Consider the following 11,952-nt stretch of genomic DNA (forward strand, 5'->3'; position numbering starts at 1 on the left):
GGGTCAGCCGACCTTGCGGTCGATCCAGACCTGCGGGAAGCCGGGCAGGTCCTCGCCACCGAACTTCGCGTAGTGGCCGTCCGGCAGACCCTCGTTCGCTGCGAGGAAGTCACCACGCTCGGCCTCGGTGATCGGCGTCTGCGGCAGGACCCACTCGGCCGGGACCTGCTGGCCCGCGAAGATCATCTGCACCGCCAGCAGCGGGGTGCGCCACTGGAAGTTCGAGTAGACCGGAGCCAGACCCGTGAGGCCCGTCTCCTCCCACTTGCGCAGGAAGCTCATCTCGTCCTCGCCGGTCATGACCGGGTAGTCGACGCCGGCGTCCTCGAAGGCCTCGATCGCGGCGACCGCACCGTCACCGGCGTCCATCCAGATGCCGTCGACGTCACCCTGGACCAGTGCGTCCGAGATGATCTTCTTGATCTCGGTCGGGTCGGCGCCCGTGAAGTGGTCCTCGTGCTCGATCCCGTTCTCGTCGAGGATCTTCTCGGCCGCGGCCCACCGGGTCTCGAGGACGTCGACGCCGGGCAGGATGCGCAGCGCGATGACCTTGTCGCCCTCCTCGAGGTTGTCGACGAGGAACTCGGCGGTGTCGATGCCCCACGCGTAGCCACCGATCGGGTGGATGAACGTCGTGGCGCAGTCGGTCTCGACGCCACGGTCGAACACGACGACCGGCCTGCCCGTGTCGCAGGCCCGCTCGACGGCCGGGGTGATGGCCGCCGTGGAGTTCGGCGAGATGATGAAGGCATCGCAGTTGCCCTCGGAGATGAAGTAGTCGATGTCAGCGATCTGGGTGTTGTCGTCGTCCTGGGCGTCACGCGTCTCCATCTCGGAGATCGCCCCCTGCCCCTTCAACACCTCGAGCTGCTGCTGCATCGTCAGGAAGCCCGTCTGGCGCCACGGGTTGCTCACCGAAGCGTTGGCGAAGCAGACCTTCTTGGCGCCCGCCGAGGCGAACGCGGCGGTGTCGGTCATCTCGCCGTCGATGTACTGCAGCCACGGCGTCGCCGGGTCACCCGCGAACGTCGCGTCGCGCTGCTCGTTCTGCTCGTCGAAATCGGCCTGGACGTACCACTCCTCGCTGTCCTCAGACGCGCCGTCGTCCGAGTCGCTGCCGCAGGCTGTGAGGAGGGTCAGTGCCGCGGCTGCGGCGAAGACCCTCCGGGTCGCGTGTCGCTTCATCGCTGTTCTCCTTGGTGAGTGCCCGAGGTGGGCGGGGTGGGGGTGTCCGAGTCGGGGGTGGATGCGGAGGCTTGGGGCGGGGCCGGGCCGGGTTCGTCCGCGCTGCGGCGGCCGAACCTCCAGACCCGCGCGGAGGCCGCGACAGCGACGATGATGATCAGGCCCTGCACCGAGTCGCGCCAGGTCGAGGGCACGTGCAGCACGGTGAGCAGGACGAAGAGGAGCTCGAGGGCGTAGGCGCCCGCGGCGGCCGACAGGACCCAGCCACGTCCGCCGCCGAGCAGCACGCCGCCAACCACCACCGCGGTGATGGCCGAGAACTCGTAGCCCTGGCCCACGGCCCGGCCGCCGGCGTAGCCGACCAGGATGATGCCGGCGACCGTGGCCGACAGCGACGAGATCATGAACGCGCGCGTCTTGATCCACCACACGGACGTGCCGCCGAGCCGCGCGGCCTCGGGGTTGTCGCCCGTGGCCACGAGCGAGCGACCGAACGGGCGCCGCATCGAGAAGGCCGCGACGGCGGCGATCACGACGACGATGAGCAGGGGGTAGGGCACGACCTCGACGACCGGTACGTCCTCGATGCCGCCCCGCCCGATCTCGCGGAACTCGTCGACCGGGTTGCCGGCCGGTGCGACCCCGGCGACGTAGCGGACGACGCCGAACAGCGCGAGCATGGTGCCCAGCGTCACGATGAAGCTCGGCACCCGCAGCAGCGTCGTGACGAGTCCGTTCACCAGGCCGATCAGCGCGCCCACGACGAGCATCAGCAGCAGGACGGGCACGACCTGGCTGGCGTCGTCGCCGGCCATGTTGCCCGCGATGATGACCTGCGTCGTGACGACCGCTCCCATCGACAGGTCGAACTCGCCCGACACGATGACGTAGTACTGCCCCATGGCCGCGATCGCGATGGGTGCCGTGCGACCCGCGAACCGGATCAGCGACGACGGGTCACCGAAGTTCGGGTTGCTGATGATGATCGACGCCAGCAGGACCACGACGAGCACGTAGACCGCTCCGCCGGGGGTGGCGGCGCCGGACGCCAGGCGGGCCCCCAGGGAGCGCGAGTGCGCCGGGAGCTGCCGCTCGGTGGTGGACGTCGTCATCGGACCTCCTGGGTCTGGGGTGTCGTACCGACCGGCGGGACGGATCGGTCGAAGCGGGTCGGACGCACCTGCAGGTTGCGGCGGGCGTAGACCGCCACGGCGGCGATGATGATGACGCCGCGCACGACGTCCTTGAGGAACGGGTTGACCTGGAGGGCGCCCATCGTGCTGTCCATGACGGCGAAGATCGCGACGCCGCCGAGGGTGCCAATGACGCCGCCGCGGCCGCCGGCGAGCAGGGTTCCGCCGAGGACGACCGCAGCGATCGAGAGCAGGTCGTACCCGCCCTGCGAGCCGATCGTGGGGCTCCCGACGCTCAGTCGTGAGAGCAGGAGCAGGCCCGCGACCCCGGCCAGCACCGAGCAGAGGACGTGGGCCAGGACGACCGGCGGCGAGATGCGGAGCCCGGAGAGCCGCGCCACCTCGGGGCTGCCGCCGACGGCGTACATGTGGTGCCCAACGCGGGTCCGGCTCAGCATCAGGTACACGGCGGCCGCCAGCGCCAGCATGATCAGGACGCTGACCGGCACCGGACCGATGCTCGCCCCGTCAACGGCACGGAACGCCTTCGGTGCCGAGCCGCTCGACCCCTGGTAGTTCGTGCCGAGGTAGCCGCTGACGACCAGGCCGACACCCAGGGTCGCGATGAACCCGTGCACGTGCAGCTGGCTCACGACGAGCCCGTTCGCGAGGCCGATCGCCGCCGCGACCGCGAGGGTCAGCAGCACGGCGGGAATGATGCTGCCGGACTCGCCGGCCATCGTCGTGCCGCCGACGAGGCTCGCCAGGCTCACCACGTAGGGCACCGACAGGTCGAGGCTGCCGACGAGGATCACCAGCGTCTGGCCGATGGCCACCAGCCCGAGGATGCTCGTGGCGGTGAGGATGGCGGAGATGTTGCCGCTGCTGAAGAAGTTGCGCCCGACCGTGGCCGTCAGGATCGCGCCGACGGCGATCGCCGCCAGCAGGACGAGGTAGACGATCGCGGTCGAGGACAGGCTGGCGAGCCGTGCCCGCAGTCCGGGGGTGACGATCATGCGGCAGCCCCCGCGCCCGTCGCCAGCTGGAGGACGGCCTCCTCGGACGCACCCCCCGGCAGCTCCCCCGCGACCCGTCCGTCGCGCAGCACGACGATCCGGTCGCTCATGCCGATGACCTCCGGCAACTCGCTGCTGACCATCAGGACGGCGAATCCGTCGGCGGCGAGCTTGCGGATGAGCTCGTAGATCGCCACTTTCGCGCCGACGTCGACGCCGCGGGTGGGCTCGTCGAGCAGCACGACGCGCGGCTCGGTGGCGAGCCAGCGCGCGAGCACGACCTTCTGCTGGTTGCCGCCGGACAGGAACTGCACCTCCTGGTCGAGGCCGCGCGCGCTGACCCGCAGCGACGAGAGGATGCCCGGCACCGCGCGGCGTGCCTCGCCGGTGCGGCCGGGCACGACGCCGCGGACGACGGAGAGCGCGTTGTCGAGGATCGACTGGCGCAGCGCGAGGCCCGTGGCCTTGCGGTCCTCGGTCACGAGCGCGATCCCGGCACGGACCGCCCGCCTCGGCGAGCGGAGCCGCAGCTCGCGCCCGTCGAGACGGACGGTGCCCCGGCTGAACGGTCGGACGCCGAAGACGCCCTCCAGGAGCTCGGTGCGACCCGATCCCTGGAGACCCGAGACACCGACGACCTCACCGGCGCGCACCGTGAGCGTCACGCCGTCGACCTCGCCGTGTCCAACTCCGTCCAGCTCCAGCCGGGGCTCCCCGACCTCCGTGCCCGCCAGCGGGTCGGGGAAGTAGGTGACGAGCGAGCGGCCCACCATGAGGCGCACGAGCTCGGACTCGTCGAGCTCCGCCGCCGGCCGGGTCGCGGCATGCTGCCCGTCCTTGAGGACCGTGATGGTCGTGCAGAGGTCGAAGATCTCCTTCAGCCGGTGCGAAACGTACAGGATCGCGACGCCGCGCGCCGTGAGCCGCTCGATGATCGCGTAGAGCAGCTCGACCTCGTGGTCGGCCAGCGCCGCGGTGGGCTCGTCCATCGAGATGATGCGGGCGTCCTGGCTGACCGCCTTGGCGATCTCCACGATCTGCTGCTCGGCGACCGACAGGGTGCGCACGGGCCGCCCGGCCTCGAGGTGCGTCACTCCCAAGCCCTCCAGCAGCTCCTCGGCCTCGCGCCGCATGGCGGCGGTGTCGACCAGGCCGCGGCGCACCGGCTCGCGCCCGAGGAAGACGTTCTCGGCCACGGTGCGGTCGGGCAGGAGGTTGAACTCCTGGAACACCGTCGAGATGCCTGCCTGCTGCGCCTGCACGGGGTGGCTGAACCGCACCGGCGTGCCGTCGAGGCTGATGGTGCCCGCGTCCGGCTGGTGCACCCCCGCGAGCAGCTTCATGAGCGTGGACTTGCCGGCACCGTTCTCGCCGACGAGACCGTGGACCTGGCCGGCGACGAGCTCGAGCCCCGCACCCGACAGCACCGTGGTGCCGAGGAAGGACTTCGCCAGACCGGAGGCCACGAGCACGGGCGTGATGGTCGCCCCGGCAGCCCGACGACGTCCGGCAACGGGCGACGACGGGGTCGCGGTGGTGGGTGATGAGGTCTCGGCCACGGCAGCACTGTGACACGCCTCACTCCCTTTTGTCGAGCAACGATCAAAAGTTGATGGGTAGACGACCTAAAGATGCACGTGGTTGACTCGAAGAGTGCGAACCGGTGACCTCTTCGAGCTGCTGAAGGACGGGCGGCCGTGGACGCGCGCCGAGCTCGCCGAGACGACGGGGCTGGCCCGGTCGACCGTGGCGGCGCGGATCGACGTGCTCATGCGGCTGGGGCTCGTCGCCCCGTTCGGAGGTGCTCGCTCCACGGGCGGGCGCCCCCCCGCCCTGTTCGCGCTGAACCCCACGGCCAAGGTCGTCGTGGGCGTCGACGTCGGAGCGACCCACGTCCGCGCCGTGCTCGCCGACCTCTCCGGCTCGGTCCTCGGCGAGGAGGCGACCGACCTGCCGGTGGCCGACGGCCCCGAGGTCGTGCTGGGCTGGGTCGTGGCCGCCACGAGCCGGCTCGCGGCCTCCGCACCCCACGCCGACCTGGCCGCCGTCGGCATCGGCCTGCCGGGGCCGGTCGAGCACTCGACCGGCCGGCCCATCAGCCCGCCGATCATGCCCGGCTGGGACCGCTTCGACGTCGTCGACCACGTCCGGCGCTCGACCGGCGTGCCGGTGCTCGTCGACAACGACGTCAACATCATGGCGCTCGGCGAGCGACGCGCCCATCTCGCCGACGTCGACGACGTCGTGCTGATCAAGGTGGCCACCGGGATCGGCGCGGGAATCGTGTCGGGCGGTCGTCTGCAGCGCGGCGCCCAAGGCACGGCCGGCGACCTCGGCCACGTCCGTGTCGCCCGGGCCGGCGAGGTCATGTGCCGCTGCGGCAACACGGGCTGCCTTGAGGCGATCGCGGCCGCACCGGCCCTGGCTGAGGCTCTGCGGGGCAAGGGCGTGAAGGCCCGCACGGGTCAGGACGTCGTCGACCTCGTCCGCGGAGGTAACGCCACGGCGATCGCCGTCGTGCGCGACGCCGGACGCGACATCGGGGAGGTCGTCGCGACCATGGTCAACCTCGTCAATCCGTCCGTCGTCGTCATCGGCGGCCTGCTGGCGGGTGCCGGCGAGCATCTGCTGGCCGGCATCCGTGAGGTCGTCTACCTCCGCTCGCTGCCCCTGGCGACGGCGCAGCTGCGCATCGAGGCGTCGCGCGCCGGCACCGAGGCGGGCGTGCTGGGCGCCGTGGCCCTGGCTGTCGACCACGTGCTGTCACCCACGGCGGTCGAGGCCGCGAGCCTGGCGCTGCTGGAGGCCTGAGGACAGGCGACGGCGTCAGGCATCGGCTTGGGCCAGGACGGCCTCGACCTGCTCGCGCCGAGGCAGCCCGGACGCCCGGCCCACCACGGTGCCGTCGGGGTCGACGACGAGCACCGTGGGCGTGCGAAGGATGTTCAGGCGTCGGACGAGCTCGAGGTGCGACTCCGCGTCGACCTCGACGTGCTCGACACCGTCACGCGTGCGCACGACATCGGAGAGCAACGCCCGTGTCGCCCGGCACGGACTGCAGAACGAGCTCGAGAACTGCACGAACGTCAGGCGCGATCCCAGCTCGCCGCCGATGTCGGCAGCAGTCAGGACCTCCGCGGACTCCTCGGACGACGAGCTCCCGTCGTGCTCCGAGATCGGCGCAGGACCGGTGGCGCGGAAGCGCCCGTCGACGGCGCGCTTGGCCAGGGCCGCCACGGCCGCCAGGGCCACGGCTCCGAGCAGGACCCACACACCGATCATGTGATCAGCGTACGCGCGGACCCCAGATTGGCCCGGCGTTCCCGTGCACGAGTGCTCAGGCGCCGAGGCCGAGCTGGCCGAGGAGGTGGACGAGCGGAGCGGCCAGGGCGACCGAGAGCGCACCGGGGAACCCCCACCCCGACGCGGCGTGCCGGCGCCCTTCCCCCCACGCCCGCCCGACGACCTGGCCGAGGATCGCACCCGTCGCGACCGTGACGCCCGCCGCGAGCCCGAACACCCACGTGAAGGTGACGAACCCGCCTTGCAGCTGCGTCGTGATCGCGCAGGCCAGACCACTGCCGAACATCGCGATCGAGGCGATCAGGTAGCGATCGCCGGGCAGGCACCACACCAGCAGCGCGACGCCTGAGCCCACGGCTCCGAGCGTCACGACCTCCGTGCCGAGCGGGGTGCGGGCCGCGGTGATCCACCCGACGGCCAGGGTCGCGAGCAGGCTCGCCGTGGCCGCGTGGGCCGTGGTCAGGACGAGCTCGCGGCGACCGTCACGACGCAGCATCTGCGACAGCAGGGCCACGACCACCCCGGCGGCGGTCGCGGGCAGGATCGCGACGAGGGAGCCCGGCACCACCTCGGCGATGTCACCGGCACTGGTGCCGTCGGCGCCGATCAGGGCCCGCGGCCAGAGGGTCAGCACCGTGGCCACCACCGAGGCGGTGACCACGGCTGCGACCTTCGGGGCGCGCACGGTCCGGCCGCGGGCGTCGGCCGGGTGCGGCCCGAAGGCGATCTGCCCCTGGACGAGCAGGACCGTGGCGGCGACGAGGAGTGGATCGGCACGGACGGCGGCGGCGATCACGGCCAGGAGCACGATGCTCCAGACCGCCGGGGACCAGCGGGCAGGAGCGCGTCGCGCGGGAGACCGGCGGGTCGCGGTCCGGCGATCCTGCTGCTCGGGTTCAGGGGATCGGCGCGACACCCCCGCATGATGTCACCCGGCCCGTCACCCCCGACCGGGACACGCGCGGGGCCCGCGGCCGGGCGGTCCGTGTCGGCCGCGTGACGTCGATCAGCCTCGGGTCACCGATCGGAGTGATTCCCGTCACCTGTTCGTCATGGTGTGGAGATTGACCGGACACCTGGTCTAAGGTTGAAGCAGCAATGAGGCCGGGCGTGTTCGCCACGGCCTCGATCTGTACCCGGGGCCTTTCACTGGGGAGGGCCTCACCCGCCGGAGGTACCCGTGTCCCACCTGCTCCTTCTCACCAAGACCCCGCAGTCCTCGGTCGAGGTGCTCCCGGCCCTCGCGCTGCTCCCGCACCACGTCCGCATCCTGCCGGCCGAGGCGAGCGCCCTGCTCGACGCTCCGTCGTGCGACGCCGTGCTCGTCGACGGTCGCCACGACCTCGCGCAGGTCCGCAGCCTGACCCGGGTCATCCGTACGACCGGGATCGACGTGCCGCTGCTGGTGGTGCTCACCGAGGGCGGCCTCGCGGTCGCCGCAGCCGACTGGGGCATGGACGACGTCATCCTCACGACGGCCGGACCCGCCGAGCTCGAGGCCCGCCTGCGGCTCGGCATCGGACGCATCGCCGCCGCATCGAACGGCGCCGGCGAGAGCCACGTCATCTCCACGAGCGGCCTGGTCGTCGACGACGCGACGTACACGGCCAAGCTCGAGGGTCGCTCGCTCGACCTGACGTTCAAGGAGTTCGAGCTGATCAAGTTCCTCGCGCAGCACCCCGGTCGGGTCTTCACCCGCCAGCAGCTGCTGCAGGAGGTCTGGGGCTACGACTACTTCGGCGGCACCCGCACGGTCGACGTCCACGTGCGCCGGCTCCGCGCCAAGCTCGGCCCCGAGCACGAGACGCTCATCGGCACCGTGCGCAACGTGGGCTACCGCTTCGTCTCGACCAAGGACGGCTCGCGCGAGACGGCCGACGCGTCCGCCTGACGGGCGTCCCTGCCAGACTGGGGCCCGTGTCCCGCCTCACCGCGCACGACCTCATCGACCTCGTCCTCGACGAGGGCTCCGTGGAGTCCTGGGACTCCCCCATCGACATCTCCGGCCACCCCGAGAGCTACCGGCGTGAGCTGGAGGCGGCCTTCGAGCGCGCCGGCACCGACGAGTCGATCCTGACCGGTCGGGGCACGATGCGCGGTCGACCCGTCGCGTTCGTGGTCAACGAGTTCCGCTTCCTGGCGGGCTCGATCGGCCGGTCGGCGGCCGACCGCATCGTGGCCGCGGTCCGTCGGGCGACGGCCGAGGGCCTGCCGATCCTCGCAGCCACGGCCTCCGGCGGAACCCGCATGCAGGAGGGCACCCCCGCCTTCGTGCGGATGATCGACATCAGCCGGGCGCTGATGGACCACCGCCAGGCCGGCCTGCCCTACCTCGTCTACCTGCGCCACCCCACGACCGGCGGCGTGTTCGCCTCGTGGGGCTCGCTCGGCCACGTGCGCATCGCCGAGCCCGGTGCCCTGATCGGCTTCCTCGGCCCCAAGGTCTTCGAGCTCCTGAACGGTCGGCCGTTCCCCCCGGGGGTGCAGACCTCCGACAACCTCGTGCGCCACGGCGTCGTCGACGCGGTGGTGATCCCCGACGAGCTGCCGCTGGTCGTCGACCGCACGCTCGCGATCCTCGTCGACGCGCCCCTGCCGCGCGAGCTCGAGCCGCGGCGCGGACCGGTCGAGGCGCGGCTCGGCACGTGGGAGTCGATCGAGCTCACCCGCACGTCCGGACGCGCCGGGATCCGTGAGGTGCTGCGCCACGGCAGCGACCCGATCGTGCGGCTGCAGGGCACCGGGGAGGGTGAGAGCGACGCCGCGATGATCGTCGCCCTGGCCCGGCTCGACGGCCAGCCGTGCGTCGTGATCGGTCAGGACCGCCAGGCGCAGACCCCGGACTCGCCGATGGGGCCGGCCGCCCTGCGTGAGGCCCGGCGCGGGATGGAGCTCGCCGACGAGCTCGGTCTACCGCTCGTGTCGTTCATCGACACCCCGGGCGCCGAGCTGTCGCCCGAGGCCGAGCAGGGGGCCATCGCCGGCGAGATCGCCCGGTGCATCAGTCAGATGTCCACCTTGCGCGTGCCGACCGTGTCGGTCCTGCTGGGCCAGGGGTGCGGCGGAGGCGCGTTGGCGCTGCTGCCGGCCGACGTCGTCGTGGCGGTCGAGAACTCGTGGCTGTCGCCGTTGCCGCCCGAGGGCGCGAGCGCCATCGTGCACGGCGACGTCGAGCACGCCGCCGAGATGGCGGTCGCCCAGCAGGTCAGTGCCACGGACCTGCACCGGCACGGCGTCGTCCACCACGTCGTGCGGGAGTACCCCGACGACGACGCCGAGTCGCTGGCCCGTGCCGTCGTGGCCGAGGTCGCGGCCCAGCTGGAGGGGTTGAGGAACCGATGAGCGAGTCGGCGCTCTCCGAGATCGTCCGCCGAGCGGCGGAGTTCGACCATGTCGCCCCGCTCAACGAGGCGAGCCTGCTGGCGATCGCCGAGGGCGACACGCCCCGGGTCGACGTCCAGGTCACGGCCGGGTCCGAGGTCGTCGCGCTGGCGTACGCGGCCGGCGACGCTCCCGTGGAGCTCGTCGTCGACCCTCGCTTCCGCCGAGGTGGACTCGGCCACCGCGTGGCGGCGTCGGTCCTCGACGACGGCGAGACCCGGTTCTGGGCCCACGGTGACCTTCTGCCCGCGCAGAAGCTGGCCCGGCGCCTGGGCCTTCGCGCGGAGCGGACGTTGCTGGTGCTGCGCCGCGAGGACGCACCACCCGTCGACGCGCGCGTGCCCGAGGGCGTCACGATCCGCACGTTCACCGGTGCCGACGCCGAGGCCGTCGTGGCGGTCAATGCACGCGCCTTCGCCTCCCACCCGGAGCAGGGCGCGATGGACCTGGCCGACTTCCGGCGGCGTGCATCCGCTCCGTGGTTCGACCCCGAGGGGCTCTTCGTCGCCGAACGTGACGGCGAGGTCGTGGGCTTCCACTGGACCAAGGTCGACCACGGGATCGGCGAGGTCTACGTCGTGGGCGTCGACCCTGCGGCCCACGGCGGAGGCCTCGGCACCGCCCTGACCGCCCGCGGGCTGCAGCACCTCGACGCCCAGGTGCCGGTCGTCGACCTCTACGTCGAGGCCGACAACACCGCAGCGCTCACGGTGTACCGCCGCCTCGGCTTCACCGAGCAAGCCCGCGACACCCTGTACGCCCGCTGACCCTCCCGCCTGAGCGGTGTGAGAGCCGTCACGGACACCGCTGGGGTGACGGCAGCCTCACCGCCCCCGGCTCCGCGAGCGACCAGGGCGGCAGGAGTCAGGAGAGGCCGCGGTGCAGGGCGGAGGCGATGCGGCCGATGGCGGCGGGGGCGGAACGACCGAACGAGACCATGTTGGCGAAGCCGTGGATCAGTCCCTCCTCGCACTGGTACTCGACCTTCACGCCCGCCGCGCGCATCTTCTCGGCGTAGGCCCGGCCCTCGTCCAGGAGCGGGTCGAAACCGGCTGTGACGACGTAGGCGGGAGCGACGCCCGACACGTCACCGTGCAGGGGCGAGAGCCGCGGATCGGTGCGGTCCTCGTCGCCGGCGAGGTAGTTCTCCTCCGCCTTGTCCATGAAGCCCGTGGTCAGGTAGAAGCCCTCGCCGAAGGTGTGCCGGCTCGGACTGCGCTCGGCGAAGTCGGTGGCGGGGTAGATCAGCAGCTGGAACGCGGGCTGCTGGAGGTCGCCGCCGTCCCCCGCCTCACGCGCGGCCCGCTGGGCCACGACCGCCGCGAGGTTGCCGCCGGCGCTGTCGCCACCGACGGCGATGCGTGCGGGGTCGATGCCCAGGCCGCTCGCACTGTCACGCACCCACTCCCAGGCGGCCCACGCGTCGTCGACCGCAGCCGGGAACTGGGCCTCGGGCGCGAGCCGGTAGTCGACCGCCACGACCCGGACCTGGGCGGACTCCGCCAGGAACCGGCACAGGGCGTCGTGGCTGTCGAGGTCGCCGTAGATCCAGCCGCCACCGTGGAAGAACACCAGCGCCGGTGACGCGCCCGCGAGGTCGTGGGGGGTGTAGAAGCGCAGACCCAGCCGGCTTCCGTCGGGACCGTCGACGACACGGTCGGTGACCGCACCGATCGGTGGGGTGCCACCGATCATCTGCGTGCTGGAACGCAGGATCGTGCGACCGCGCGTGACGCTGACGTCCTCGAGGGCAGGCCCCTCGAGCCGCGCGAGGCGCAGCAGCAGCTGCATCTCGTGGTCGAGGCGCTTGCCGTCGACCAGCACGGAGGACCCTGCGGCCCTGCGGAGGAGAGGGGAGGGCAGACGCATGACGCCGCGCGCCACACCCCCGCGGACCGTGCCGATGACTGCGCCGACGGATGCCATGCGGGCAA

Annotated in this window: 11 protein-coding genes; 4 read left to right on the forward strand and 7 right to left on the reverse strand. The window is 72.2% G+C overall.

What is annotated here, in order from left to right; genetic code table 11:
• Positions 1 to 3: 3 nt before the first annotated feature.
• Genes V6S66_RS13075 through V6S66_RS13090 form a run of 4 tightly spaced genes read right to left on the reverse strand, consistent with a single transcriptional unit; the run spans position 4 to position 4,893 of the window.
• Positions 4 to 1,185 carry a substrate-binding domain-containing protein gene (locus V6S66_RS13075; RefSeq protein ID WP_334207167.1) on the reverse strand — a complete coding sequence of 394 codons (1,182 nt, stop codon included), beginning with the start codon at positions 1,183 to 1,185 and terminating at the stop codon, positions 4 to 6.
• Positions 1,182 to 2,297, reverse strand: coding sequence for an ABC transporter permease (locus tag V6S66_RS13080; RefSeq protein ID WP_334207168.1), 1,116 nt, complete (start codon positions 2,295 to 2,297; stop codon positions 1,182 to 1,184). Before V6S66_RS13080 ends, V6S66_RS13075 begins: the two co-directional genes overlap by 4 nt.
• Positions 2,294 to 3,334 (reverse strand): ABC transporter permease, encoded by a 1,041-nt coding sequence (locus V6S66_RS13085; RefSeq protein ID WP_334207169.1) that lies wholly within the window; start codon positions 3,332 to 3,334, stop codon positions 2,294 to 2,296. Before V6S66_RS13085 ends, V6S66_RS13080 begins: the two co-directional genes overlap by 4 nt.
• Entirely contained in the window at positions 3,331 to 4,893 is a 1,563-nt protein-coding gene (locus V6S66_RS13090; protein WP_334207170.1) for a sugar ABC transporter ATP-binding protein, read from the reverse strand. The genes V6S66_RS13085 and V6S66_RS13090 overlap by 4 nt, the downstream gene beginning before the upstream one ends.
• 94 nt (positions 4,894 to 4,987) lie before the next feature.
• Here V6S66_RS13090 and V6S66_RS13095 point away from each other — a divergent pair, with 94 nt between their 5' ends.
• Positions 4,988 to 6,145 carry an ROK family transcriptional regulator gene (locus V6S66_RS13095; protein WP_334207171.1) on the forward strand — a complete coding sequence of 386 codons (1,158 nt, stop codon included), beginning with the start codon at positions 4,988 to 4,990 and terminating at the stop codon, positions 6,143 to 6,145.
• A gap of 15 nt (positions 6,146 to 6,160) precedes the next feature.
• Here V6S66_RS13095 and V6S66_RS13100 read toward each other — a convergent pair whose 3' ends face one another.
• Positions 6,161 to 6,616, reverse strand: coding sequence for a thioredoxin family protein (locus V6S66_RS13100; protein WP_334207172.1), 456 nt, complete (start codon positions 6,614 to 6,616; stop codon positions 6,161 to 6,163).
• A 55-nt stretch (positions 6,617 to 6,671) separates the two neighbouring features.
• Positions 6,672 to 7,553 carry a hypothetical protein gene (locus tag V6S66_RS13105; protein WP_334207173.1) on the reverse strand — a complete coding sequence of 294 codons (882 nt, stop codon included), beginning with the start codon at positions 7,551 to 7,553 and terminating at the stop codon, positions 6,672 to 6,674.
• A gap of 264 nt (positions 7,554 to 7,817) precedes the next feature.
• Here V6S66_RS13105 and V6S66_RS13110 point away from each other — a divergent pair, with 264 nt between their 5' ends.
• Genes V6S66_RS13110 through mshD form a run of 3 tightly spaced genes read left to right on the forward strand, consistent with a single transcriptional unit; the run spans position 7,818 to position 10,785 of the window.
• Positions 7,818 to 8,528: a winged helix-turn-helix transcriptional regulator gene (locus V6S66_RS13110; RefSeq protein WP_334207174.1), complete on the forward strand. Its 711-nt coding sequence runs from the start codon at positions 7,818 to 7,820 to the stop codon at positions 8,526 to 8,528.
• Between the two features lie 26 nt (positions 8,529 to 8,554).
• Complete coding sequence (locus V6S66_RS13115) at positions 8,555 to 9,979, forward strand: carboxyl transferase domain-containing protein (protein ID WP_334207175.1); 1,425 nt, start codon at positions 8,555 to 8,557, stop codon at positions 9,977 to 9,979.
• Entirely contained in the window at positions 9,976 to 10,785 is an 810-nt protein-coding gene (mshD, locus tag V6S66_RS13120; protein WP_334207176.1) for a mycothiol synthase, read from the forward strand. Before V6S66_RS13115 ends, mshD begins: the two co-directional genes overlap by 4 nt.
• Before the next feature lie 97 nt (positions 10,786 to 10,882).
• Here the strand turns inward: mshD and V6S66_RS13125 are convergent, their stop codons facing one another.
• Entirely contained in the window at positions 10,883 to 11,944 is a 1,062-nt protein-coding gene (locus tag V6S66_RS13125) for an alpha/beta hydrolase (RefSeq protein WP_334207177.1), read from the reverse strand.
• Positions 11,945 to 11,952 lie beyond the last annotated feature (8 nt).

Source organism: Aeromicrobium sp. Sec7.5, from assembly GCF_036867135.1.
Taxonomy (GTDB): Bacteria; Actinomycetota; Actinomycetes; order Propionibacteriales; family Nocardioidaceae; genus Aeromicrobium.